19 protein-coding genes are annotated in these 26,383 nt (G+C 32.0%); 9 read left to right on the top strand and 10 right to left on the bottom strand.

Going from position 1 to position 26,383, the window contains the following annotated elements; translation table 11 throughout:
• Positions 1 to 25: 25 nt before the first annotated feature.
• The 5 genes from DWW96_RS08435 to DWW96_RS08415 all read right to left on the bottom strand — a co-directional run bounded on the left by DWW96_RS08435 (position 26) and on the right by DWW96_RS08415 (position 5,953).
• Positions 26 to 1,117 carry a helix-turn-helix domain-containing protein gene (locus DWW96_RS08435; protein ID WP_022088699.1) on the bottom strand — a complete coding sequence of 364 codons (1,092 nt, stop codon included), beginning with the start codon at positions 1,115 to 1,117 and terminating at the stop codon, positions 26 to 28.
• A gap of 247 nt (positions 1,118 to 1,364) precedes the next feature.
• Positions 1,365 to 2,483, bottom strand: coding sequence for a sn-glycerol-3-phosphate ABC transporter ATP-binding protein UgpC (ugpC, locus tag DWW96_RS08430; protein WP_022088700.1), 1,119 nt, complete (start codon positions 2,481 to 2,483; stop codon positions 1,365 to 1,367).
• Positions 2,484 to 2,647: 164 nt separating this feature from the next.
• Complete coding sequence (locus DWW96_RS08425) at positions 2,648 to 3,478, bottom strand: S1-like domain-containing RNA-binding protein (protein WP_117910111.1); 831 nt, start codon at positions 3,476 to 3,478, stop codon at positions 2,648 to 2,650.
• A gap of 249 nt (positions 3,479 to 3,727) precedes the next feature.
• Positions 3,728 to 4,435 (bottom strand): acyl-ACP thioesterase domain-containing protein, encoded by a 708-nt coding sequence (locus tag DWW96_RS08420; protein WP_022088702.1) that lies wholly within the window; start codon positions 4,433 to 4,435, stop codon positions 3,728 to 3,730.
• Positions 4,436 to 4,438: 3 nt separating this feature from the next.
• The gene (locus DWW96_RS08415; protein ID WP_022088703.1) at positions 4,439 to 5,953 is read right to left on the bottom strand and encodes an immunoglobulin-like domain-containing protein; all 1,515 of its coding nucleotides are present in this window, start codon (positions 5,951 to 5,953) and stop codon (positions 4,439 to 4,441) included.
• Between the two features lie 366 nt (positions 5,954 to 6,319).
• Between DWW96_RS08415 and DWW96_RS08410 the strand changes: the two genes are divergently transcribed.
• The 4 genes from DWW96_RS08410 to DWW96_RS08395 all read left to right on the top strand — a co-directional run bounded on the left by DWW96_RS08410 (position 6,320) and on the right by DWW96_RS08395 (position 9,855).
• The gene (locus DWW96_RS08410) at positions 6,320 to 7,102 is read left to right on the top strand and encodes a hypothetical protein (protein ID WP_117910110.1); all 783 of its coding nucleotides are present in this window, start codon (positions 6,320 to 6,322) and stop codon (positions 7,100 to 7,102) included.
• A gap of 23 nt (positions 7,103 to 7,125) precedes the next feature.
• Positions 7,126 to 7,920 carry an MBL fold metallo-hydrolase gene (locus DWW96_RS08405; RefSeq protein WP_117910109.1) on the top strand — a complete coding sequence of 265 codons (795 nt, stop codon included), beginning with the start codon at positions 7,126 to 7,128 and terminating at the stop codon, positions 7,918 to 7,920.
• A gap of 84 nt (positions 7,921 to 8,004) precedes the next feature.
• Complete coding sequence (locus DWW96_RS08400; RefSeq protein WP_158562673.1) at positions 8,005 to 8,787, top strand: fibronectin type III domain-containing protein; 783 nt, start codon at positions 8,005 to 8,007, stop codon at positions 8,785 to 8,787.
• Positions 8,788 to 8,820: 33 nt separating this feature from the next.
• On the top strand, positions 8,821 to 9,855 hold the full coding sequence (locus tag DWW96_RS08395; RefSeq protein WP_117910107.1) for an asparaginase domain-containing protein: 1,035 nt from the start codon (positions 8,821 to 8,823) through the stop codon (positions 9,853 to 9,855).
• Between the two features lie 456 nt (positions 9,856 to 10,311).
• On the opposite strand, the gene DWW96_RS08385 is transcribed toward DWW96_RS08395, so the two are convergent.
• The 3 genes from DWW96_RS08385 to DWW96_RS08375 all read right to left on the bottom strand — a co-directional run bounded on the left by DWW96_RS08385 (position 10,312) and on the right by DWW96_RS08375 (position 15,006).
• A complete protein-coding gene (locus tag DWW96_RS08385; RefSeq protein ID WP_117910105.1) occupies positions 10,312 to 12,429 on the bottom strand; it encodes a SulP family inorganic anion transporter in 2,118 nt (705 codons plus the stop codon).
• A gap of 221 nt (positions 12,430 to 12,650) precedes the next feature.
• The gene (rlmD, locus tag DWW96_RS08380; protein ID WP_117910104.1) at positions 12,651 to 14,045 is read right to left on the bottom strand and encodes a 23S rRNA (uracil(1939)-C(5))-methyltransferase RlmD; all 1,395 of its coding nucleotides are present in this window, start codon (positions 14,043 to 14,045) and stop codon (positions 12,651 to 12,653) included.
• A 10-nt stretch (positions 14,046 to 14,055) separates the two neighbouring features.
• Complete coding sequence (locus tag DWW96_RS08375) at positions 14,056 to 15,006, bottom strand: HD domain-containing protein (RefSeq protein ID WP_117910103.1); 951 nt, start codon at positions 15,004 to 15,006, stop codon at positions 14,056 to 14,058.
• Positions 15,007 to 15,130: 124 nt separating this feature from the next.
• On the opposite strand from DWW96_RS08375, the gene DWW96_RS08370 reads away from it, so the two are divergent.
• The 3 genes from DWW96_RS08370 to DWW96_RS08360 all read left to right on the top strand — a co-directional run bounded on the left by DWW96_RS08370 (position 15,131) and on the right by DWW96_RS08360 (position 19,909).
• On the top strand, positions 15,131 to 17,503 hold the full coding sequence (locus tag DWW96_RS08370; protein WP_117910102.1) for an endonuclease MutS2: 2,373 nt from the start codon (positions 15,131 to 15,133) through the stop codon (positions 17,501 to 17,503).
• A 143-nt stretch (positions 17,504 to 17,646) separates the two neighbouring features.
• Positions 17,647 to 18,351 (top strand): response regulator transcription factor, encoded by a 705-nt coding sequence (locus DWW96_RS08365; RefSeq protein ID WP_022088711.1) that lies wholly within the window; start codon positions 17,647 to 17,649, stop codon positions 18,349 to 18,351.
• Positions 18,352 to 18,478: 127 nt separating this feature from the next.
• Entirely contained in the window at positions 18,479 to 19,909 is a 1,431-nt protein-coding gene (locus DWW96_RS08360) for a HAMP domain-containing sensor histidine kinase (protein WP_117910101.1), read from the top strand.
• 215 nt (positions 19,910 to 20,124) lie between these two features.
• On the opposite strand, the gene DWW96_RS08355 is transcribed toward DWW96_RS08360, so the two are convergent.
• Positions 20,125 to 20,871 carry a sporulation initiation factor Spo0A C-terminal domain-containing protein gene (locus tag DWW96_RS08355; protein ID WP_158562672.1) on the bottom strand — a complete coding sequence of 249 codons (747 nt, stop codon included), beginning with the start codon at positions 20,869 to 20,871 and terminating at the stop codon, positions 20,125 to 20,127.
• A 223-nt stretch (positions 20,872 to 21,094) separates the two neighbouring features.
• Here DWW96_RS08355 and DWW96_RS08350 point away from each other — a divergent pair, with 223 nt between their 5' ends.
• Both DWW96_RS08350 and DWW96_RS08345 read left to right on the top strand, forming a co-directional pair.
• On the top strand, positions 21,095 to 21,814 hold the full coding sequence (locus DWW96_RS08350) for a helix-turn-helix domain-containing protein (RefSeq protein WP_022088714.1): 720 nt from the start codon (positions 21,095 to 21,097) through the stop codon (positions 21,812 to 21,814).
• Positions 21,815 to 22,053: 239 nt separating this feature from the next.
• On the top strand, positions 22,054 to 22,224 hold the full coding sequence (locus tag DWW96_RS08345; protein ID WP_022088715.1) for a 4Fe-4S binding protein: 171 nt from the start codon (positions 22,054 to 22,056) through the stop codon (positions 22,222 to 22,224).
• A gap of 84 nt (positions 22,225 to 22,308) precedes the next feature.
• Here the strand turns inward: DWW96_RS08345 and DWW96_RS08340 are convergent.
• Positions 22,309 to 26,383, bottom strand: a 4,075-nt coding sequence (locus DWW96_RS08340) for a fibronectin type III domain-containing protein (protein WP_147339819.1), incomplete at its 5' end; no start/stop codon positions are given.

The following is a 26,383-nucleotide window of genomic DNA, read 5'->3' as shown; positions in this document are numbered from 1 at the left end:
ACTGCGCATTCCATTATAGCCGTATTTAGAATTCATTCATACTATCCATGTAATTCATATATTTTACTACCATTAATGCAATCTTAAATGTTATTGCATCTTCAAACACTCTTAAATCAAGTCCTGTGCTCTTTTGTAATTTATCTAATCTGTATACAAGTGTATTTCTATGAATATATAACTGTCTTGATGTTTCAGATACATTCAAATTATTTTCAAAGAACTTATTTATTGTTGTAAGTGTTTCTTCATCAAAATCATCAGGTGACTTTCCATTGAAGTTTTCCTTTATAAACATCTTACAAAGAGGAATAGGTAACTGATAAATCAAACGTCCAATTCCTAAGTTGTTATATGCAATAACACTCTTATTGCTATAGAAAATCTTTCCTACATCTAAAGCCATCTTTGCTTCCTTATAAGAACGTGACACTTCTTTTAATTCTGAAATAATTGTACCATATGCAACTGTTGCCTTAACCATTGCTTCTGTATTTAACATATCAACAATTGTTTCTGAAATCTTCTGAACATCTTCATATCCTTGTTTTTCTTCAAGATTCTTAATTAATATTATGCTCTTTTCATCTACTGCTGTAATAAAATCTTTCTTCTGTGTTGCAAATAATGTTCTGACAGTTTCTAATGCAACACTGTCTTTTTCATTCTTTGTTTCAATAATGCACACAACTCTTCTTGTATCCATGTCTATGTGCAATTTCTTAGCTCTGTTATAAATATCAACCAACAAAAGATTATCTAACAAAAGATTCTTTATGAAATTATCTTTATCAAATCTTTCTTTATACGCTACCAAAAGATTCTGTATCTGGAAGGCTGCCATCTTTCCAATCATAAATACATCATCATTTGCTCCCTGAGCTATTAAAATTAATTCTAACTGGTTCTCATCATATACCTTAAAAAATTGGTATCCCTGAACAGACTGGCTATCTGCCGGTGAACCTGCGAATGCAATTATAGCATCTTTAAACTGGTTTCCAATCTGGGAAGTACTGGCAACTATTTTTCCATCTGTATCAGCAACATATAAGTCAACTCTTGATATGTCTTTTACTCCTTTGATTGTTGATTGTAGTATCTGATTTGAAATCATTCTGTATACCTCTATTTCTTTTTAATTTAATGCATCCCAACATTTTGTTTTCTAAGAAATTATAATTTAAAATTATAAATTTTATGTGTACGTAAATCTTTTCTGACTAGAGTTTATCTTTTTATTTCCATCAAAATAAACTCAACACATTCTTATTCTATAGTTTAATATAATTTTCATTAAAAAAAAAGAGAAAATACACTTTTTTTGTGCATTTCCTCTTTTTTTCACATTTATTTCATTTTTACTAGTTTGTGATAACCTGTTCTGTTTCTTTATCAAAGATATGCAACTTTGTAAGATCCATTGCCATTCTTACTTCATCACCAGGTCTAGCCTGTGTACGAGGATTTACTCTTGCTGTACAATCGAATCCTTCTACATCGAAGTATAAGTAAACTTCAGCACCTAATAATTCGTATAATCTGATTGTTGTTGTAAATACACTTTCAGGTGACATTTCAATGAAGCTTTCTTCATCATGAATATCTTCTGGTCTGATACCCATAACAACTGTCTTTCCAACATATCCGCCTTCAACTAAAGCTCTAGCCTGATCAGCTGGTACTGTGATGTACTGTCTTGCCTGACCAATGTGAAGTTTAACATCTTCTCCATCTCTTTCAACTTCAGCGTCGATGAAGTTCATCTGTGGTGATCCCATGAATCCTGCTACGAATAAGTTAACCGGATTATCATATAAGTTCTTAGGTGAATCTACCTGCTGAACTACACCATCTTTCATAACTACGATTCTTGTACCAAGTGTCATAGCTTCTGTCTGGTCATGAGTAACGTAAATGATTGTTGCTCCTAATCTCTTATGAATCTTAGCAATTTCAACACGCATCTGAACTCTTAACTTAGCATCTAAGTTTGAAAGAGGTTCATCCATTAAGAATACCTTAGGATCACGAACGATTGCACGACCCATAGCAACTCTCTGTCTCTGACCACCTGATAAAGCCTTTGGCTTTCTGTCAAGTAAGTGTTCCAAATCAAGAATCTTAGCTGCTTCTTTAACTAATCTTTCAATTTCAGCCTTAGGTACTTTTCTTAACTTAAGACCGAACGCCATATTATCATATACTGTCATATGTGGATACAAAGCGTAGTTCTGGAAAACCATTGCGATATCTCTATCTTTAGGTTCTACATCGTTAACTAACTTGTCTCCAATATATAATTCTCCTGATGAGATTTCTTCAAGACCTGCAATCATACGAAGTGTTGTTGACTTACCACAACCTGATGGTCCTACGAAAATGATAAATTCCTTATCCTTGATTTCAAGGTTAAAATCTTTTACTGCAACAAATCCGTTAGGATATACCTTGCTAATGTTTTTTAATGATAAACTTGCCATAAGTTCCTCCTCTAATATCTAGTGCCTGGCGCAACATACTCCGCAAATCACGCCTCCGTACTCTTCTTTATTACAGTGGTTATTGTAAATCAGCCCCAGAGAAAATTCTATATTGTAAATAGACAAAATATAATTTTATAATTTGGCTAAATTGTATATCGGCATTATTCTTTTGTTAATTTTATTGAATTTACCCCAATTGACACCTTACGTTCTTTGAGCAATCTGCCGATACCACGCTTAAATTCGTTTTTACTCATATTAAAATCATTTTTAATAACTTCCGGTTTTGCCTTATCTGTATATGGCAACTCACCACCCATTGCCTCTATTATTTCATATATTTTCTTTGCATCGTCTTCCATTTGCAAATATGCTTTCTTCTGGAGGCTCAAATCCATCTTGCCATCTTTTCTTACATTTATAACTCTTGCTTCAATCTGCTCACCTATCTGAACATTTCTGTGGAGTTCTCTTTTTAAAAGCATTCCGTGATATTTGTTATCTACTGCTACAAATGCTCCAAATCTTTCATTATAATTGTAAACTATACCTGAAACCTGATCATCTTTCACATATGGCGGATTATCTTCCAAATAATCGTATACATTCATGGTTCCACATAATCTGCTACTCTTATCAATATATAAAGCTATCAAGTATCTTTCACCCGGTCTTACCTGCGTTGTCTGTTCTTTATATGGAAGGAACAAATCTTTTTCAAGTCCCCAGTCAAGATATGCTCCATTTTTTGAAACATCTTTTACTGTAAGCATTGCTACTTCACCTAATGTTAATAGTGGCTGATTTACAGTAGAAATCAGTCTGTCCTCTGAATCTCTGTATATAAATACTTTTATTGAATCGCCAACACTAATATCCTGTGGTACCTGTTTCTTTGGTAACAATACCTGTTCTCTTTCATCCCCAAGATATACTCCTATTGTTGACTTTCTAACTACCTTTAATATCTGATATTTTCCTAATTCAATCATGTGTTTCCGTCCTTTCTGTATCTGTTTTTATTTATAAATATTTAAATGCCTGCCATAATATATTTTCTAACTATTTTTTAATTTTTTAATTTTAATCAGACATTTTATTAATTATTTACGACTTTATTATATTTTATAAGGCGGGAGATTTCTACTCCCGCCTTAATATTTTTATTCATTATTCCTAAAATGTTAGTCTAAAATCATTTATCCTTATTTCTGAGTAATGAATTGTTTTATTTTATAATGCTATTTATTTTGCAGTCTTACCTTTGCCAGTACATTCTCATCTTTATCTTCAAATGTAATTTCAATTTCATTTTCCTCACGATGCAAATATGCTGTCATCATTTCGCCTTCCATAGCTTCCTTATTATAGATAATATCAACCTCATAGTATTCAAAATCTGCCGGTACAAATTCTGCTGCAACCCTTAAGTAATCAGCATTATTCATATGACCATTATTATCTATATAAGTCTTTAGGACTTTAAATTCACCAACTTTTTCCCTTTCAGAAGAGAATTTGATTTTTCTGTCAGCCTTCAAATCATTTATTCCTTCTTCAATTACATATCCTTTTCTTTCTTCCTCGGATACTCTTATGGGATGGCGTGTTTCCATGTCCATTAAAACCCATATACTATCGGCTTCTACTAATTTTTCACCATCTAGCGATTCTATTTGAAATTTTCTGTCTCCATAAAAGCTGCTAAAACTACTTGCTGCCGTTCCAACACGGACTTTTTCGCCATATCTTAACTTCTTTTTTAATGAGATTTTGTATGAAACAAGTATCCATCCTTTGTTAACCTGTTTCATATGCTCAACTCCCATTCCTATGCTTGAAGACTGCATATTAGTGCAATCCTGCAGCAAATTTAAAATTCCATATAGTGGCAAATTTCCATTTCTGTCAACAGCACTGTAGCTTATCATTGTTTCAAATGTATACATATCTTAATATCTTTCTGACCAATCTTTATCCTGATTAGCTGAATTTTTTGTTGTCTGTGGTGCAGTTGTTTCTTCCTGCTTTGTTGTCTCAGCAGGCTTTGTTGTTTCTGGTGTAGTAGTTGTTTCTGGAGCCTTTGTTGTCTCCGGTACAGTAGTTGTTTCAGGTGTCTTAGCAACTACTGTTACTGTTACTTCAACTTCTCTTCTTGTATAAGCAATTCCTCTGTTAGCTGCTGCATATACTACCTTGTATGTTCCGGGAACATTTGAATTAACTGTACCTGTAATGCTTACATTCTTAGCGATATCAATAGCAACGCCCTTAAATGTCTTTAATTCTGAAACATATTTTAATGGTTCAAATATTTCACCCTGATTAATTGTAATGTTAGTGTTTACAGTTAATTTAACTCCTCTGTCAACAACATTGTACTTAACTGTTGTTGTTCTTGTTTTCTTATTATTTCCTGTTACTTTGTATACAACTTTGTAAGTTCCTGCTTTATCAAATGTAACATTTCCCTGTTTTACTCTTACTTTGTTGCCTGCTTCATCAATAACTTTTACCTTGATTTTCTGAGTCAAATCTTTTCCTGATGCTGCCTGTGCTGTTACACCATTTAAAAGATTCTGAGTTGTTGTCATCGCAACTGTCTTTTTCTTTTTATCAACTAAAATCGTAGGTTTCTTATTATCAATAACATTAAATTTAAATGTCTTGCTTGTCTTCTTTCCAAGTTTATCTGTTATTCTATATGTAACTTTATATTTACCAACTTTTGCTGTATTTACTTTTCCTTTTACTTTAACCTTTGCTTCTTTAGCTGTTAATTCATTTCCAGCTGAATCCTTAATTAAAACTAAGTCTTTTACATTAACCTTTGAACCAAGTTTAACTGTAGCTGTTTTAGCTGTTATTGTTGGCTTGTTTCCTCTGAATGGATTCTTTGGGTCTGGGTCTGTTGGGTCCCATGAAGTACGTGATTTTGTTGAAAGTGGTGTAAATGATGGTCTTCCTAATGGATCATCTTTCTTTGTTCCGTTAAAAATAACTACCTTTGTTTTTAATGCACAATTGTCATAAATCCATTTTGCATCTTTGCAAAGTAAACGAACACATCCGTGAGATGCTTTGTTACCCATTACGTTGTATGCTGATACTGACATTGTTGACTTATCACCATTTTTGTAATACCAAACTGAGTGGAAAAGTATTCCATCCCAAGTAATTCTTGTACAGTACTGTGCATAGCAGTTACCAATCATTTCATGCCATTTATATTTTACAGGAGTATAAAATGTTCCTACAGGTGTTTCATTACTTGGAGAACAAATCATAGCCTTAACCGGCTTCCCGTCTTTATCATAGACTGTAACACAGTTTGTCCCTTTATTAACTTTAATAACGTAATCTGTTCTTTCTTCAGCCTGTACCGGTGTACTAAACTGACCAACTGTAGTAACACAAAGTACTAATGAAAGTACTAACATCATTAATTTTTTCTTCATTGTTTCCATAATTCCTTTCCTATAATATAAGGGTTATTTATAATCGTAAAATATTATACACTTTAAATTTTGAATAATCAAATACTATTGGATTTTAATTTTAAATAGGTTATAATCGACTTATTAAAATTGTTTCAATTCACATCATACACATATGATGTTGTGGCAAAAGTCCCATTTTTCATGCCATGGATTGTTACGTACGACGCACTCCTACTGGCATTACACATATTAACACATATTATATTATTAATATTTATTACAAATGTTATCTCTTTAAAATTTCATTTGGTGACATCAATGGATACACTTTTTTTGAAAATATAACATTTGTATTATTTTTTTAGGTTTGTACATATTAATAAGGAGGATTCTATGAAATTATCCCGTGGTAAGCTTAGTATAATTTTATTTTTACTTGGTTTCTTATTTATTGTTTTAGATGTTAATATCGACACAGGAATAGCATATCCTAACAATTACAATAACTCTGACAACGTTATTGGTGAATTTCAATATTACAATATCAAATCAACTTATGGAGCTTCCTGTACTTATAAAATGATAGAAGACAAGCATGACAGCTCTTTGTCTGATGATAATTCAGATGCAGTTTCAACTAACGAGGCCAAAGTAATTGATAAAGTATTTTTTGACAATATTCATATAGATATTTTTAATGATATTGTCGGATTTATTTTAATTGCAATCGCCGCTTTTCTTCTCAAGAACAAAGGCAGCCGTCAATTTAATTATGCTATATTACTCAGTATTATTTCTTTAATTCTCAGCATTATTATTTATATTCTGCCATTTTTCGTTAATGGAATATTGCTTTGTAATTTAGTATTTGCTATTGGTTTTGCATATTTGTTCGCTGGTGTTATAACAACATTTTTTTACACTCACGGCTTTCTTAAATTAGCTCCGGGAATTGCATGTCGTGATGAGCGTAGTTGGATAAAAGCTGCATGGTATGTAAGCGTAGTTGGATTTGTATTGGCAACTTTTGTTTACTGGCTCGGTTCCGATTATCATGCTTTAATTGTAACCGGCAATCTTTTCACGTTTGTAATTATTTGTCTTATTGTTGTATACTATTTATTAGCGAAAAGGTGTTTAGACTATATTAATGAAAATTATAATTCACAAAAATAATATTAAAGCCGAGGTTTAACATTATGAGTATTAATTTTTCATTACGAATGAAAAAATCTGTCAGGCATATATTTTTTGTATGCCTGATTTTTATTTTACAATTATATCTGCCTCAATTTATTGTTGATGCTAACGCAGGACAAATGTCAATGACTGCCATTTATGCCGGACGTGGAGATTGCATTTTAATGGAAAGTGAAGGACATTATATGCTTGTTGATTCAGGTGTTAATACAGAAACTGAAAATATTGTTACTTATCTTAAATCGCTCGGAATCTCAAAAATTGACTATGTTGTTTCCACGCATCCTGATGGAGACCATGTCGGTGGATTTGCCCGTATCTTTAAAGAATTTGAAATCGGAGAAACTTTTTGTTCTCCATGCTCAAAAGATTTAGATGTATTTTATGCCTTTATGGAAGCTTTAAAAGCTGAAGGATGCCCTTATTCTAACCCTTCATATCTTCAAAGCTGGTCATTTGGCGATGCCACAGTCACATGCTTATATGATGGAACTATGGGCTCAACTTATAATGAATGTAGTCTTGTTTTAAAAGTTACCTGCGATGACAGATCAGTTGTGTTGACCGGAGATTTGCCTTCTACGATGGAAGAAAAGTTATTGGCAATGGGAATTGATTTTAAATGCGATGTATTAAAAGTTGGTCATCATGGTGCCGCATTATCTTCTTGTGCGGATTTTTTAGATGCATGTGCACCATCAATGGCTGTTATTTCATCCGAAAGGGGCAATGAGACTACTCTTCCAAAACCATCTGTTCTTAAACGATTGGCTAGAAGATTTATTAAAACTTAACGTACTACAGACGGTAATGTTAAAATTAACTTTGTAAATGGCGAAATAACTACAGATGCACAGGAAAATAATCCATATGTTTCTTTGAAAAATGCTTCTGTAACTCTTAGTCAGAACATTTATACGTGCAACGACTCAGAGCAACGCCCTGACGTAACAGTAACTTATAACGGACAGGTTGTATCTCCTGACAATTACACTGTCGATTATTCAGACAATGTCTATTCCGGCGTAGGTTCTGTTAAAGTAATAGGAAATGAGATTAAATATTTAAGTTCATGTTCCGCTGATTTTTTAATTTTACCAAAGCAAGCTAAAATTACATCAGCTACAATTAGCCGTTCCAATGAAATTAATTTAAAATGGACTACCCAAAACGGAGTAAGCGGGTACACTATACAATATTCTAAAGACAAAAGGTTTAAAAAGCACGTAAAAACTATTAAGGTTGACGGAAAGGATTCAAAAACCGTCATCAAAAAGCTTCCTTATAATACAAAATATTATATACGTATGCGTGCTTATACTAATAATGTAGGAATTGGAAATTGGAGTAAAACAGTTTCAGTAAAAACTAAAAAACAGCCAACACTAAATTCCATTAAATTTGCAAAAAAGAAATTAAACAAGTCTAAAGAACTCAAGCTTACATGGAAAACTGATAAAAATTGTGACGGATATTTTATTCAGTATTCCTATGATAAGTCATTTAAAAAAGGTGTCAAAACCGTCCGTGCATCAGGCGGCAAGACATCTACATATAAAAAACATTTGAAAAAGAAGAAAACATATTATTTTAGAATCCGTCCATATAAAATGGGAGTTCCTGCAATAAACTATGGAAAAATTATTAAGGTTCGTACATAATTTTGCAACGCTTCCAATACTTAGGAGCAATTTATGAAGAAAATTTTAGTCATTTTAACCGGAGGAACTATTGGAAGCAAAGTCGAGGGAAAAATTATCAATACCACTGCTGCTTCCTCTTATAGACTTCTTCAGTTATATAATGAGAAATATGCTGATGATACTGGATTTGAAGTAATTCAGCCGATTAATATTTTAAGTGAAAATCTTACTCCTGTAGAGTGGGGCGTTTTATGCAATTGCCTTTTGGAATTAGATTTTGAAAAATATCAGGGAATCATTATAACACATGGTTCTGATACACTTTCCTATACATCAGCTTTAATTGGAACAATGTTTGAAAATTGTTCTATTCCAATTGTACTTGTTGCAAGCAATCTCGCTTTGGGACTTCCTGGTAGCAATGGCATGAACAATTTTAGAAATGCTGTATGTTTTATCAAATCAAGTGACATAAATGGCGTTTTTACTATTTTTGAAAATAATAAAGGTGAAATTCCTGTTTATCTTTCCACTCATATTGTGGAATCTGACCCATTTACGGACCAGTTTCGCAGTTTTACAGGCAAATATTTTGGCAAAATGATTGATGAGAAATTTGTTGCAACTGAAAACTATCCTTGTTTAATGGAATCAGATGATATTTCATTAGCTGAAACATATCATCATACGAAACCGAGTGATATTTCATTGGCTCAAAAGCATCAATATCCTGCGAAATCAGATGATATTCTGTGGAATGGGAACTTTGATAATAAAATTTTGTTAATTCATCCTTATCCCGGATTAAATTATAATAATATTGATTTAAGTTCAAAGCCTAAAGCTGTACTTCATTATATGTATCATTCAGCGACCGCATGTACAACTGATGGCTATTCTATTATTGATTTTGCAAAAAAATGTAACGATTTAGGCATCGACTTTTACTGTGCATCTTTCAAAAACAAAGATGCTGCTTTATATGACAGCAGTGCAAAAATTGTAAATTCCGGAGTAATCCCACTTTACAATATTTCCTGTGAAGCTGCCTATGCGAAATTAATTATAATGTATAATGCTGATTAAATTTTATTAGATATTATAGTTAAATTCATTATTTAATTAAATTGATTCTTTAAAGTGTTGATATATTTTTATAGCCTTAAGTATAAAACTACCAGCCGGACCTTTAAGCCTGACTGGTAGTTTCTTATTATTTTCTAACTATTTCTTAACTATAGTTTTTCTAACTTTACTCCATTCACTATAGTAAGTTTTTCCATTTACTATTTTATAAGCCCGAACTTTAAAATAATATGTATTTGCTTTTAGTTTTGTGATTGTCTTCTTCTTTGTTGTTTTTTGTTTTGTCGTATTAGCTATACTCTTCTTAACATTGTCAGTCTTTGAAACAATTCTCTTAATTCTCTTTACAGTAATTGTTTTTGTTGTATTTTTTGTAAAAAAGAAGCATTATTTATTTCTATACTCAGGCATCAAGCAGTCATTTTGGGGCGTCATCTGGTACGATAATTTAAATTTCTAATTATTATCACTTTCCCTTAAATGCTCGATAAGATTAAACACTTCAGGATGTCTTTGTCTTAAATGTTCATCAAGAATATGTCTTCTTTCCTTAAATCGCTCTGCCATTTCCGGATGCTCATTTTTAATTCTCTCATGAATTTCTTTTCTATGTTCCTCAAATCTGGTAGCAATGCTCTTTTCATCTTTTCCTGAAATATTAACGATTTCCTTCAAATGTTCTTCTAAATGTTCTAACCATTCATCCTCGTCAAATGCATCCATATGAGACCAACTTCCGTGGAAAAGTTTTTCCATATCTCCCGTTTTCTTTAGCTGTTGAATCTGTAAAACTATCTGTTTTTCTATTTGCTCCTCGCTTTCAGCTCCAAACGCCCATACGAATTCCTGTACTTTGTTATCCGCACGCTTTCTTGAAGCACTTCTTTCTTCATTTTCAATTCCACCCTCTAACGGATATGGTCTTGCGATTCCCATATCTTTTAATGCTATATGTATTGTTCTTCTTACCCTTCCCTCTTCTATCATATATCCAAGCCCAAGAGTTCTTATCTGCTCATTTACCTTTGCTATATGCTCAGTCATGTAAAATCGTATTCCTTTTTCCTTCAAAGATTTATATAACATTGCAAGTCTGTCTGCTGCTGTTATATCTATGCTTCCTATTCCACTTGCATCTAAAATTACTGCCTTTGTATCAGGTTTTATACTGTCTTCTATATCACGCTGCAACACTCCGATATTTGCGAAAAACAAATTACTGCTAAATCTGTAAATAATTACACCTTCTATGGCATGAATCTGATTTCCTTCTTTCAAATCCCTAAAATGTCTATGTCCCGGCTGTATTCCAAGAAAACATCTTGATGGTTTTGAAGTTCTTATAATCATTTCTGTAAACGAAAGAATTATTCCTATTAAAACTCCATTTATTGTTCCAAGTAATAGTACGCCTAAAAATGCTCCTACAAAAATAAGAAATTCTGTTCTGCTCAATTTCCAAAGTCGTGCTGCAAGGTCAAACTCTGTTGCTCCCAAAAGTGCTGAAATAACAATTGCTGTTAAAATTGGTATTGGCAAATAACCTATAAACCCTGTTCCACAAATAAGCAACACTATCATTGAAAGTCCTGCAACAATTCCTGTAAGTTGAGTTTTTGCCTGATATTGTTCTCCCATTGCAGTACGTGAGACGGAACCATTAATTGGACAGCATCCTGTAAATGCCGCCATAAAATTTCCAACTGAAAAAGCCAGGATTTCCTGATTATCATTTATACGATAATTATTTTTTTGTGCGAAACTATTTTCTGCCAATAAGGTTTCTGCCATTATTACTACTGCTACAGATAAACTTATTGTTATTGTCTGCTGAATCGAAATAATAGAAAAATCCGGAATGCTCCACTTTGGGAGTCCCGGTTCCACGGCACTTAAAGTATTTATTCCCCAATCTCTTATTGGCATATTTAATGTTATTATTGTTCCCGCAAACATAAGCACTACTGCCATTGGAAACTTTGGTATTAATTTTTTTGAAACTAATAATATAACAAGAGCTATCACCCCCATTATTACAGATGGAATATTTATGTGTTTTCCTGTTTCAAATGTGTGCTCTGCCAGTTCAAAAAATTCTCCTGTTCCTGATGTTCCACCCATTATTTTAGGAATCTGCATTAATATAATCGTTGTACATATTCCTGTTATAAATCCACCCATTACAGGCGCTGAAATATAATTTACAAGTTTTCCTGCCTTCATAAAATAGAATGCAAGCAACCATACGGCCACAAAAAATGTCATTACCGGAACTGCTGCAATTGCCTCGTCTGAACCTAACTCTATATTAAGGCTTAATAAAGCAGAACCAACAAGAGCTGCCGGAGCCGCATCGACTCCAAATATAAATTGTGGTGATGTGGAAAAAAGTGCAAATGCAAGTATCGGAAACACTGAACCATATATTCCATAAACTGCCGGCAATCCCGCAATCTGAGCATATCCCATTGATATAGGAATAGACACGGCCATTATTATAATTCCGGCAATTATATCTTTTATAAGATTTTTTCTATCATAATTTTTTAAAGTATGTAATAGTTTTATTTTCATTTTTCAGCCTTTCAGTTTTTCTTTTATTGTAGTATTAAATCTTTATCAATGAAAACATATGTATTTTAGATTCTGTTTTTATTTAGAAACTGTACAAAATGATATATATCCCTTTCATTGGATGTCCAGTAAAAGGGGTACATATCAAAATGTCAGCCTCTAACTTTTGGCCTTTATAGCCATATATTTCTGCCAAATCTTTATCTAGCATTACCTGCCCCTTAGTTAGGTTCTTTTCGGCTGAGCAAGCAGACCGTCTCCACATGAACCGTCTGACCAAACATATCGCATGGTGTTGCTTCCTTTAATTTATATCCATTCTCGCTAAGCCATTTTACATCTCTTGCAAGTGTTGCACTGTCGCAACTTACATACACAACACGCTTTGGATTCATTTTTACAATTGTAGACAATAATTTTTCATCACACCCTTTTCGCGGAGGGTCAACAACTATAACATCCGGTTTACACTCAGCTTCATTTTCGTGTTTAGAAAAATATTCTGCAACCACATCTTCTGCAGCTCCCACAAAAAATTCTGCATTATTTATATTATTTATTTTTGCATTTAATTTTGCATCTTCAATTGCTTCAGGTACAATTTCAACACCTAACACTTTCTTTGCCTTCTTTGCGAGGAATAAGGAAATGCTTCCAATTCCACAGTATAAATCCCATACAATTTCATTTCCTGACAAATCAGCATATTCCAAAGCCTTATTATATAACTTTTCTGTCTGAACAGGATTTACCTGAAAAAATGATAATGGTGAAATTCTAAATTTTACATCTCCAATATAATCTTCGATATATCCCAGTCCATACAAATTTATAATTTTGTTACCTAAAATTACATTACTCTTATTTGTATTAACATTTAAGGACACACTCTGCATGCCTTCTAGTTTACATAACTTCTCTACCAATTCATCTTTATTTGGTAACTTTCTACCATTTATAATGGTGCATACCATTATCTGTTTTGTTTTTGCACCTATTCTTATAAGGACATGACGCACTAATCCTTTATGTGTAACCTCATTGTATGGTTCAATCTGATATTTTGTCATGAATTTTTTCACAATATCCATAACTTCTTTATTAATGTCCCTGCCATCTAATTTAAGTCCTAAATCACAACTGTCTATTCCAATAATTGAATGTGTTCTTCCGGCATAAAATCCCGAAACAACATTACCTTGCTTATCTAAACCTACAGGAAACTGTGCTTTATTTCTATAATTAAACGGTTCCTCCATTCCTATTATATCTTTCATTATAAAATCATCCTGTCCACCAATTCGTACAAGATTGTTATACACTTTATTCTGTTTAAACTTAAGCTGTTCTTCATAGCTTAAACACTGAATCTGACATCCACCACACTGTCTTGCCACACTACAACGTGGAGTCACCCTATCTTTTGATGGTTTCTTAATCTCCATAAGTCTTGCAAATCCAAAATTTTTATTTGCCTTCATTACTTTGACAGTGACTTCATCACCAATTACCCCATCTTTGACAAAGAGAGTATAGCCATCAACTTTGCCTATACCCTCTCCGTTTACTCCTAAATCTTCAATTGTTAAATCTATAATGTCGTTCTTTTTAACCATGAATATTCCTTTACTCGCTTGTCTTTCTGATATTTGTTTCCAGTAAGCGGTTATAACCTAACCATTCATCTGAAGACTTATTTGCATTAGCCTTAAACAATTCTGCCATTGTTTCCATCTTAGCATCTGTATTATCTGCGAAATTAAGAGCCATAGCTTCAACTAATGCCGGTTTCTTTGGTGAACCATATTCAAGTTCTCCGTGATGAGCCAAAATACAGTGCTTTAATTCCACTAACTGAGTCTTTGGAAATCCACTAATTGTTCTGGCAATATCTCCTACCATTTCTGATCCCATAACTATGTGACCTAAAAGTTGTCCTACATCTGTGTAATCATTTAAAGGGAATGAAGATAATTCATATACTTTTCCAATATCATGACAAATTGCTGCAGTTATAAGCAAATCCTTATTTAACATTGGATACTGCTTTGTGTAGAATTCACACAATCTTGTTACTGAAACTGTATGCTCAAGTAAGCCACCAATAAATCCATGATGAACACTTTTTGCTGCTGAATGATTTTTAAATGCTTTAGCAAATTCCTGATTTTCTATAAATAATTTGCTAAGCAACTGCTTATAGTATGTATTCTCAACTTTTGAAATAAATCCTAATAATTCATTAAACATATCCTCAAGATTCTTATCTGAAACAGGCAAATAATCAGAAGGATCATATTCTCCCTCTTTTGCCTTTCTTGCTCTTTTAATCGATAACTGTGTCTGACCATTAAATACAGTTACGTCACCACTTACTTCGACGTAATCTAATGCATCAAAATCATCTATTCCCATTGATCTTGGATCCCATATTTTGGCATCCAAAGAACCTGTCTTATCCTGAAGGATTACATTTTCATATTCTTTACCTGTCTTTGTCATTGCAACATTCTTTTGTTTACATAAATAGATTTCCTGAATCCTTTCGCCTTCTCTCAATGCTTCAATATATTTCATTTCTTCCTCTTTCTAAGCCAAATGGCCACTACACTAATTTTACTAAGGCATTTTTCCCTTTACCTTGCAACTGTTCTTTATTATAATTGATTATGAATTTAAATACAAGAATTGGAGTATTATCATGAACAAAAAGGTCTTAAAAACTCTTGAATATAACAAAATTATAGACAGACTTTCAGATTGTGCGTGCTCTGAGCTTGGAAAAGAAAAATGTCGCAAGCTTGAGCCGATATCAGATTTAAATAAAATAAAAAATTTACAAAAGGAAACTGCTGACGCTCTATCACTCGTGTGGCAAAAGGGAAGCGTATCATTTTCCGGATTACATGATATAAGTGCAAGTCTTAAAAGACTTGAAATTGGCAGTGCACTCGGTGCCGGAGAGCTTTTAAAAATCAGTTCTTTGTTAAAAATTGCCTTGCGCGTAAAAACATTTACACGTAAAGAAGATGCAGATGGTGAACCCAACAGTCTTGACCAATTATTTGACAGCATTGAACCTTTGTCAAACTTAAATTCTGAAATTACAGGTTGTATTCTTTCAGAAGATGAGATAGCCGATGACGCTTCAGCTAATTTGAAAAATATCCGTCGACAGATAAAGATTACTAATGATAGAATTCATTCTCAATTGAATTCAATAATTAATTCTCAGTCAGGGCGTACTTATTTGCAGGATGCATTAATTACAATGCGTGACGGTCGCTACTGTGTACCGGTCAAGCAGGAATACCGCAGTGCAGTTCCCGGCATGATACATGACCAGTCTTCAACAGGCTCTACTCTTTTTATTGAGCCTATGGCGGTTGTCAATTTGAATAATACACTTCGTGAACTTGCATCAAAAGAAGCTGATGAAATTCAGGTCATTTTAGCAAATTTAAGTATTTTATGTGCTGAGCATTTATACGAATTAAAAACAGATATGGATATTCTTGCTGAACTCGATTTTATATTTGCAAGGGCTATACTTGCTAAGAATATGAAAGCAAGTGAACCTATATTTAGTAATAATAAGCAAATTAATATTAAACAGGGACGTCATCCATTGCTTGACCCACATAAAGTAGTTCCTATTGATATACATTTAGGAAAAGATTTTACTTTATTAATAGTAACCGGACCAAATACCGGTGGTAAGACAGTTTCTTTAAAAACTGTAGGTTTACTTACATTAATGGGACAGTCCGGTCTTCACATTCCTGCATTTGAAGGAAGTATGTTAGCTGTATTTAATGAGGTATTTGCCGACATCGGTGATGAACAAAGTATTGAACAAAGTCTTAGTACTTTCTCTGCCCACATGGTAAATACTGTAAATATTTTAAACGAAGCTGACGAAAATTCTCTCGTTTTGTTTGATGAATTAGGCGCGGGAACTGACCCTGTAGAAGGTGCTGCTCTTGGAATTTCCATTTTGTCATTCTTAAAAAATATCGGAACACGCACAATGGCAACAACACATTATAGTGAATTGAAGTTATTTGCCCTTTCTACTGACGGTGTAGAAAATGCCTGCTGCGAATTTAATGTTGAGACTCTTCGTCCAACATATAAACTGTTAATTGGAATTCCCGGAAAAAGTAATGCTTTTGCCATTTCTTCAAAGCTCGGACTTCCTAATTACATTATTGATGATGCAAAGAAACGTATTGATTCAGAAAATGAAAAATTTGAAGATGTCATTGCAAAATTAGAAGAGAGCAAACTTACAATTGAAAAAGACCGTGAGGAAATTGCAGCCTATAAATCGCAAATTAAATCATTAAAGCGGGATTATGAATTAAAAAATAAACGTTTAGATGAACAACGTGAAAAAATTATTACTAAAGCCCGTGAAGAAGCGGTTGATATTTTAAAGGATGCAAAAGAATTAGCTGACGAGTCAATAAGAACAATTAATCAGGGCTCTAAATCTCATAATACAAAGGCTATGGAAAAATCCAGAAGCAAACTCGGCAGCAAATTAAAGGAAAACCAAAGCGGTCTTTCCATGAAAGCTTCCGCTGCAAAGAAAAAGCACAAGCCTTCTGAATTTAAAATCGGAACAGGAGTTAAGGTTCTTAGTCTTAATTTAAAAGGAACGATTTCTACTTTACCAAATGCCAATGGAGACGTTAATGTACAAATGGGTATTTTAAATTCCAAGGTTAACATTTCTGATTTAGAGATTCTAGATGAGCCTGATGTAAAAGCACCTGGTCTTGTCCGAAGCAACACAGGTAAGATAAAAATGGACAAGGCTAAAAACGTAAAAATGGAATTAAATTTAATTGGCAAAACTGTAGATGAAGCTATATTTGAATTAGACAAATATTTAGATGACGCTTATATAGCACATTTGCCTCAGGTTTACATAATTCATGGAAAGGGGACCGGTGCTCTTAGAAGTGCTATCCAGAATCATTTGAAAAATCTGGGTTATGTAAAATCATACAGAAACGGCGAGCATGGCGAAGGCGGTGCCGGAGCTACTGTTGTTACATTTAAATAAAAGTATATACAATGTTTGTTCATTTATGTATGTTACACTTTATTATGTTAATTTATGCATATGAAAATGTTGCTTCTTTGCGAAAGCAACCGTATATGTATAAATAATTTCAAATATTTATGTGAATATTATTGGAGGATATTATGGTTAGTAAACAGAAAATTTTAATAGTAGATGATGATGAACATATTGCAGAATTAATCTCTCTTTATTTGACAAAAGAGTGTTTTGATACCCGTATTGAGCATGACGGACAGTCTGCAATCACAGCATTTAAGGAATATATGCCTGATGTTGTTTTGTTAGACATTATGCTTCCCGGAAAAGACGGTTATCAGGTATGCCGTGAAATAAGAATGGAGTCAAATGTCCCAATTATTATGCTTTCTGCCAAAACAGAAGTTTTTGATAAGGTTCTTGGATTGGAACTTGGAGCAGATGACTATATGATTAAACCATTCGATTCTAAGGAACTCGTCGCAAGAGTCAAAGCTCTTTTACGTCGCGCAAACCAGACAACTTCTACTACTACCGGTGGAGCTGAAGTCGTTAAATTCCCAGACCTTACAGTTAACCTTTCTAATTATGAAGTAGTTTATAAAGGTGAAACTCTTGAAATGGCACCTAAGGAAATTGAACTTTTATATTTCCTTGCTTCCTCTCCAAATCAGGTCTTTACAAGAGAACAGTTATTAGACAATATCTGGGGATATGAATATGCCGGAGACACCAGAACCGTCGATGTACACATTAAAAGAATTCGTGAAAAAATTCACGACAGCGACACATGGGCCCTTTCCACTGTTTGGGGTATTGGATACAAATTTGAAGTACACAGCAAAGCATAATTTATCAAGATGCTAGGGTCAAAAGGTCTAAGCCCACATGAGCTTGCTCATGAGTGGGTAAAGTACCTTGTGCCCCGCCATTATAACAAATAAAGATTATGTTGCTATTTACAAATTGGAGATTACTATGAAGGATTCTATTCTTGAAAAATTTTTTATTGGTTATATTTCATTTGCAATTTTAGGTATGTTGATTATTACCTATTGGTCAACAAATATAACCTATAATCATTTGGTTGAAACAACAGCGTCGCAATTATACAGCTACGCTACTGTTGCTTCCAAAAATATTGCTGACGACTGCAACTATTCACTTTCAGATATTACTGATTTTGAACCATATGTGGAAGATTTTAATAAGATTTTAAATTCTGAGGTTTGGATTTTAGGTTCTGATTTTAACTTAAAGTATTCAAGTGATGGTTCTGATTTAACCTCTGATTCTTCAAAGTCAATTATTATTTCAAATTTTAATCCTGCAGATTATCAGAATGGAGGGCATTATCAGATTAGTAATATGTACAACATTTTTAAAACCGACATGCTTCATGTTGTCCACCCGATTAAATCTGGTTCATCAAGCCCTTACGGTTATATGCTTGTACATGTTTCCACAGCATCAATAAAATCTTCAAGTTACACCATAACAAAGATTTTTTATTTAACATATTTTATAATTTTATTATTGTCGTTAATTATTTTCTTCAATTTTGTTTGGTTTATATATGCACCTTTAAAGGATATAAGAACTGCAGCAATGCAATATGCTCAAGGTAATTTTGATTTTGATCCTATAAAAATATATTCAGATGATGAAATTGGTGATGTTGCCAACTCATTAAATTATATGGCAAGCCAATTAAGAGACAGCAACGAATATCAGCAAAAATTTATATCAAATATTTCGCATGACTTTCGTTCTCCTCTTACTTCTATAAAAGGTTATATTGAGGCTATTATGGATGGAACCATTCCACCTGAAATGCAAAATAAATACCTTGGAATTGTTTTATCTGAAGCAAACCGACTAGAGCATTTAACTAACGGTCTAAGAGATTTAAATGTTTGGAGCAATAAAGGTCCTGAACTTATTTTAGAAGATTTTGATATACTTGAGCTTATACATAGTTCTATTGAAACTCTCGAAGCTGTAAGTTCAAAGAAAAATATAAAATTAACTATTGTTAATGAAGCAAAGAAAACTATTGTCACTGCCGATAAAGGTAAGATTGAACAGGTTATATATAATCTCATTGATAACGCCATTAAATTTAGTTTTAATGATTCTGAAATTATTATCAGACTATACAACAATCGCGGTAAATTATTCTGCGTTATCAAAGACAATGGAATTGGTATTTCCCATGATAATATTAATAAAATCTGGCAGCGTTTTTATAAGACAGACTCTTCAAGAGGTATGGATAAAACCGGTTCCGGGATTGGGCTTTCCATTGTAAAAGAAATTATTTCAGCGCACAATGAAACTATTGATGTTATAAGCACCGAAGGAGTGGGAACAGAATTTATTTTCTCATTATCACTCGCAAAAAAATAATTTTAATTATAAAAACAGACATAATTACCTAATAATTATATAAAAAAAGAACCACTATTATTTTAAAGAATTGATAAATTACTTCGGTGTAAATTTACAAAGTAATTTATCAAATATGCTACACATACATCGCATTTCTTTTTAATAATAGCAGTTCTTTTTTGTCTTTTACCCCAATATAGCTTAAAGCATTCCCCATATAGAGTTTTGCCTAACTACCTATATGAATTAATTATGTATTGTGACATTGTTGCAATAAATTCTGAATTTGTTGGTCTTTTTCTTCCTTTATCTAAATTAACGCAAAATTTGTTTTTTAAATCACAGTCACTATTTTTATTCCAAGCAACTTCAATTGCATGTCTAATTGCCTTTTCAACTCGTTGCGGTGTTGAATCATATTCCTTTGCAATGTCAGGATATAATATTTTTGTAACTCCCTCTAGCACTCCCTGATCTTCTGTTGCTCTTTTTATTCCTGTCGCTACATATCTGTATCCTTTTAAACTTGCTGGAATACCTAACTGAATCAGTGAATTTGCAATTATAGAATCTACACTATAAATTGCACTAAATGTTTCACTATTTTTATTTTCTCCGATTATACGCTTAACTCTGTTCACTATTGTGTTTACATCATATGGCTTAACAGCAAAATAATCTATTCCCTTATCAAAGGCCTCCCTAACTATATTTTGTTGATTAATTACAGATGTAAGAATTATTTTTATATCATATTTGCATTCTTTTATATAATCAATAATACTAAATCCATCTATTCCTGTTAGCAGTAGTTCCATTATGACTATATCCGGATTATATTTATTAATTGCTTCCAATCCGTCTATTCCATTTTCTTCAACTGATACTACCTCAATGTTTTCTTCACACTCTAAGCTTTTACTAAGCTCCCATACTGCCTTCTTGTCATTGTCAATTACTACAATCTTGGTTTTACTCATTAAAACACCCCTTGCTCTCATAATATTTTATTAATGAATAAGTCGTATTTTCGCCTTATTCTGCTATATGATAAGCCACACCCCAAGCTTGTCACCTACAGCTAACTTGAATTTATTTAATTCTTATAATAAAATATAACTGTAACCAAAGTTATTTAAAAGAACTTAAATTGCACTATTTTAATTTTCTAAAATTTTAAAAAGTGCCATCGAAGGAACCAAAATGAATCTTAAACAATTTGACTTATTACAATATACTAACACTGTTGTAGAGACAATTAATCAGATTCTCAATGAAAGAAATTGGACTTTAAAGAAATTATCTGATGTTTCCAACATTTCATATGACACTCTAAAAAAACTGATGAGCGGTCATACCGGATGTCCTACAACATATAACTTAATAAAATTATCTCAAGCATTAGGTGTCTCAATAGATTATCTATTAGGACTTGACAGACATCTAAATATAGATTACACAAAGCTCCCTGAAAGAGCATGTAATCTAATTTCTGAAATAGCAAATTTTGAAACAAAATTGTACAACTTAAATCAACTTCAGGGCAAAACCTATATTCCTGTCATTGTTCCAACCGGTTGCATGGGAGACGAAATGTTATTTGACAGTTTTTATGCCGATTACATAGATGTTTCATCTTATGAGGAGGAATTCGGTTCATCTATGATGTGCGGAATAAAAGTCACTAATAAATCACTTCATCCGGCATACCTTAAAGACGATGTTTTGATTATTGCAAATGACCGTTCTCCTGCCTACGGAGAAACCGGTATTTTTCTTAAAGGACGTCATGTTTATATCAGAAAATATGAGTATGGCACTCCTTCTGTGCTTAAACCTGTAAATGGTTTTGGAAAAGATATTGTTGCTACTGACCCATCTGAATGGTATGTATTCGGGAGAGTGCTGACAGTTATTAGGTAATTTTTATAATGGTAAATATATTAACTACAAAGTGATATTACTAAATGCGAAACAATAAATGAGTATTCTTTTACTTCTATCCGGATATGAATATTCTTTTTAATATATGCACATTTTTTCATATATTTTATAGGTCCATTTTTTACCTAAAATGTTTATTTTTCTCATCACTTAGATGTTGCAATATGTAATTATTTGTATTATTATTACTGTATAAAACTATAAAGGAGGCATACATAATGGCTTACAAAATTACAGATGGTTGCATCGGATGTGGTGCTTGTGAAGGAGCTTGTCCAGTTGGAGCAATCTCAAACGACGGTAGTGCTTGCGTAATCAACGCTGATCAGTGCATCGAATGTGGTGCTTGCACAGCAGCTTGCCCAACAGACTCAATCGTTTTAGACTAATTTAAAATCGGACGATTAATATTTAGAATCTAAATATTAGAAAAATATAAACAGGGTTGTCATAATGACAACCCTGTTTATATTTTATTTTGTTTTTTTCTTTTTAACTTTAGACCATTTTGAATAATATGTAATATTATTTTTAACTACATATGTTCTTATTCTAAAATAGTATCTTATATTTGGTCGCAACTTATTTATTTTCTTTGAACATTTCTTACCTACTTTAACATTTACTCTCTTGCCTTTACATTTTTTAGTTAAACCATACTGTATTTGATATCCTGATACATTTTTCGCTTTCTTCCAATATATTATCAATGATTTCTTTCTTCTAGATATTTTTACTATACTTGTATTCTGTATATCACATAACTTTTTTTCTGTTTCTATAGAAACTTGTTCATTATTGTGTTCACTATTAATCACTTGATTTTCTGCTTTATTTCTATCATCTTTTCTTTTATTAACATTTGTTTCTTCACTAGTTACCTGATTACTATCATTACTATTATCATTAATGATATATTTACTGTCATTTTTAATTGGAACAACAATTGTTTCTTTTTTTAATTTTCCCTCTTCTGTTGAACTTCCAACATATATAGGTACTATCTTTTCAATATTTGTTCCTTCTATTTCAATATGTAAATTTGTATCTCCATTTATCTTACCAAATACTTGTATTTCATAATTATTTTTATCATTTGCTTCTAATAACTCTCCAATAGCAACAATATTATTGTTTTCAGCATAAATCTTTATATTATCTCTTGTTGAACCATTTGTATTTAGTTTTATAACATGTTCCGTATTTAATCCAAGATATAAATAATCTATACATTCTAACATTATGTCACTTTTTACAGTATCTTTTAAATGTTTTTCATCTGTAGCAATGCCATCGCTATTTAAAATTTCATCAGAGGCATATAGATTAATTTCATCTCCTTTTTGTATTTTTGTACTCGAATAATCCACTCTATACTCTTTTGCATATACATTTCCAATCGAATCCTTTTCTTCTGTATCATATGATAAATTAGATTCTATTACTTTTCCTTCCTTATCTGTAATTGTCATATTTTTTACAGTTTCAGGGTTCATATATTGATCAAATTCTATTATAGCAAAGGTTTCATATGCCTTAAAATTTATAACACTTGGTTTATTTAAATTTTTCATTTTAAGTAATACATTTGTTTGTATTGGTGGTACTTGCAACCATTCCGAATATGTAGTTTCATATCCTGCTTTCTCTGCCTTAACCTGCCAATATCCCTCCGGGACATCCCATGCATATGACCCTGAATCATCTGTAACTATTGGATTATACTGATCATATTCGTCTGCATTCCATAATATTGGCTTCTCATCCTTCAAATCATTTTTATAATAAATAGTGGTCTTTACCCCTGAAATTCTATTATTTGTAACTCCCTCATACACATATCCACTTGGATCAATAATCCATTTCAGGAATAAATCACTCAAACTGATTTTTCCTTGCAAATAGTCATCAAAATCTCCTGATTCTATAGACGGAAGTACATAATAATTTAATGCTAACAATGCTAATGATAAACCTACACCAACTCCGGTTCCAGCACACATGTACGCAGTAATTCCAATTGCATTTGATAAATATGTAAACATTAATTTTTCAAAACTTATAGCTGCCATTTTTTGTAGTTGGGCACTTTTTGCCTGTTTTTGGGCTAATGTTAAATTTGGATTCATATATATATCCATTTTGGTTGTCATTAAATCAAAACAATCAACTCCAAATGTAGCTGTTGCAAACATATCATTTGCTGCATATCCCACTAATGTTTTATCTATTCCTATTGCCTTACAAACTGAACTTGTTGCATTTTTATTTGCTTGTTTCACTACATATTTATAAATGCAATTATCATTACTAGAAGGATCTATCATATATGTAATAATACTTTCTGGAGTGACTTCTGTTTTCATCATAAGTAAATCCTTGACAAAATCTCTTTCTCCCGTTACATATTTTTCAAATCCATATTTAGTTAAAGCATCATATACATCATTTGTATATTTAGCAAAATCCCCTGAATGCATATTTATAGTCTTAATTATATCTCCTATTGCTTTAATATCTTTATCAGTTAAATGAGTATTTATTTCATTTTCATCATTACTATACATCGATATCAAGCTATTGCTTTGAGATTTATTTAATTCACCTTGTAACTCTTCTGCATAATCATCAAATGATAATTTATCAAATTTATAATTAATTACATCACCACTACCTAATGTAATATTTGTCTCATAATCACTATCAGAATCTTTTATTTGATTTGTTTCTGCATTTCTCCATTGTTCCGGTATATTTGATTGATCAAATTTGGATAATTCAATACTACCATCATTATTTACTTTTGTTTTTTCCTCTAATTTATTTGTATAAATTATCGATAAATTACCTGGTACATACCTTGCATCATCACCAAAAAATCCTTCTGTAATATATGCTTTTTCTTTTTCGTTCCATTTAGCTTCTAATTTTTTTTCTTCTCCATCCCTATTGCTTATAACATATACATGACTTATTTTTTCTCTGTTTTTATACTTAATTTTAAAATTGTAATTTTTCCCAGGTTGAAATGTAATATATTTTATTTTGTCTGCATTAAGTATATTAAATTCATTGTAACCATTTTTATATTCATGTGCTTCAATATATAAAGATGCCTCTATTAATTTAGGACAATCTAATAAAGTTGTCACTTTTTTCGAAACAACCTTTTGTTTACCATCAGCACTTGTTGATTTTATTTCTATATCATATTCCTTATAAGCTTCTGGGTTAAGCAACTCAACATTTGTTTCAAATCGACCTGTTTTAGATATATTTATTGACTTATCCAACTTACCATCCACATATACATCTACATTTTCATTTTTAGGCCCTTCTCCTCTGATTAAAGTTTTTACTTTACTTTCACCTTCTGAGAAATTAATTTCATCACTTGTATCAAAAGAAATATTAAAACATTTTTCACTTATAGCCCCTATATTTTCGTTATATAACTTATTTTGCTTTTTGTATTCTAATTTTGCATAGCTTGATATTAAACAGCTTTTACCTAAATTTGTATATATAGTATATCTTCCATTTTCCTCTTCTATTGGCAACGTCACTACATTATCTGTTGAAATTGTAAATTCACTAGTATCTAGTATCTTATTATTGTATTTTATTCCTTTTATTGAATATTTTAATGGTAATTTTACTTTAAGCTGTCTTTCTTCACTATTTTCTAATGCATTATTTTTTAAGTAAAAATCTATATTTAATGCTACTTGTCCATCAGAAGTCACACTGTTTACAAAATATGTAGTTTTTTCTTTTCTTAATATACTATCATTATTACTTTGATCTATTGTATTCTTAAATTGAACATTTATATTCTTATCTATAAAAGTAAACATAGATTTTGAATATTTATTAACATATGCAACTACATCATTTACATTTTTAAAAGCTTCACCATTAATTTTTTCAATAGAATCACCAATATTCAATTTCGATAATTCTGTACAATCAGCAAAAACTCCTCTTTTTAGTTCATTAACTTCTGACATAATATTTACAGACTTTAAATTTTTGCACCCTGAAAATGCCCACTCTCCTATTTTCATTACGCTTTCCGGTATTATTATCTCTGTTAAGTTACCGCAATCAGAAAATGCTCCGTTTCCTATTGTTTCTATTCCCTCTGGTATTGTAATCTTTTCAAGTCCCGTACAGTTTTTAAATACATACTCTGTTACTGTCTTTGTTCCTTCCTCGAACCTTACATCTTTAAGATTGCTGCAGCCTCTGAACGCTCCATCGCTTTTTGAATCATAGTATGCACACCATACTTTCTCCAATGTTTTTGGTATCTCTATTTCCGTCAATCCTGTACATTCTCCAAATGCTCCATACCCCATAGTTTTAATATTCTTCGGTAGTTTTAATCCTGTTAGTTTTTTATCATTCTGAAACGCATTTGCTCCTATTGTTTCTATTGTGTCCGGCAGACTTACCTCTTCCAACTTTTCACAATTTTCAAATACATTGTCTCCTATTATTTTTACTCCATCGCCTATTTCTATTCTTTTTAGTTCTCTTGTGCCT

This window comes from Eubacterium sp. AF17-7, from assembly GCF_003461285.1.
Classification (GTDB): domain Bacteria; phylum Bacillota; class Clostridia; order Lachnospirales; family Lachnospiraceae; genus Eubacterium_U; species Eubacterium_U album.
This window is presented reverse-complemented; position numbering and strand designations above follow the sequence as displayed.

Coding starts and splice junctions, on each gene's coding strand:
- DWW96_RS08435 (WP_022088699.1), bottom strand. CDS start 1,117: ATGATTTCAAATCAGATACTACAATCAACAATCAAAGGAGTAAAAGAC.
- ugpC (WP_022088700.1), bottom strand. CDS start 2,483: ATGGCAAGTTTATCATTAAAAAACATTAGCAAGGTATATCCTAACGGA.
- DWW96_RS08425 (WP_117910111.1), bottom strand. CDS start 3,478: ATGATTGAATTAGGAAAATATCAGATATTAAAGGTAGTTAGAAAGTCA.
- DWW96_RS08420 (WP_022088702.1), bottom strand. CDS start 4,435: ATGTATACATTTGAAACAATGATAAGCTACAGTGCTGTTGACAGAAAT.
- DWW96_RS08415 (WP_022088703.1), bottom strand. CDS start 5,953: ATGGAAACAATGAAGAAAAAATTAATGATGTTAGTACTTTCATTAGTA.
- DWW96_RS08410 (WP_117910110.1), top strand. CDS start 6,320: ATGAAATTATCCCGTGGTAAGCTTAGTATAATTTTATTTTTACTTGGT.
- DWW96_RS08405 (WP_117910109.1), top strand. CDS start 7,126: ATGAGTATTAATTTTTCATTACGAATGAAAAAATCTGTCAGGCATATA.
- DWW96_RS08395 (WP_117910107.1), top strand. CDS start 8,821: ATGAAGAAAATTTTAGTCATTTTAACCGGAGGAACTATTGGAAGCAAA.
- DWW96_RS08385 (WP_117910105.1), bottom strand. CDS start 12,429: ATGAAAATAAAACTATTACATACTTTAAAAAATTATGATAGAAAAAAT.
- rlmD (WP_117910104.1), bottom strand. CDS start 14,045: ATGGTTAAAAAGAACGACATTATAGATTTAACAATTGAAGATTTAGGA.
- DWW96_RS08375 (WP_117910103.1), bottom strand. CDS start 15,006: ATGAAATATATTGAAGCATTGAGAGAAGGCGAAAGGATTCAGGAAATC.
- DWW96_RS08370 (WP_117910102.1), top strand. CDS start 15,131: ATGAACAAAAAGGTCTTAAAAACTCTTGAATATAACAAAATTATAGAC.
- DWW96_RS08365 (WP_022088711.1), top strand. CDS start 17,647: ATGGTTAGTAAACAGAAAATTTTAATAGTAGATGATGATGAACATATT.
- DWW96_RS08360 (WP_117910101.1), top strand. CDS start 18,479: ATGAAGGATTCTATTCTTGAAAAATTTTTTATTGGTTATATTTCATTT.
- DWW96_RS08355 (WP_158562672.1), bottom strand. CDS start 20,871: ATGAGTAAAACCAAGATTGTAGTAATTGACAATGACAAGAAGGCAGTA.
- DWW96_RS08350 (WP_022088714.1), top strand. CDS start 21,095: ATGAATCTTAAACAATTTGACTTATTACAATATACTAACACTGTTGTA.
- DWW96_RS08345 (WP_022088715.1), top strand. CDS start 22,054: ATGGCTTACAAAATTACAGATGGTTGCATCGGATGTGGTGCTTGTGAA.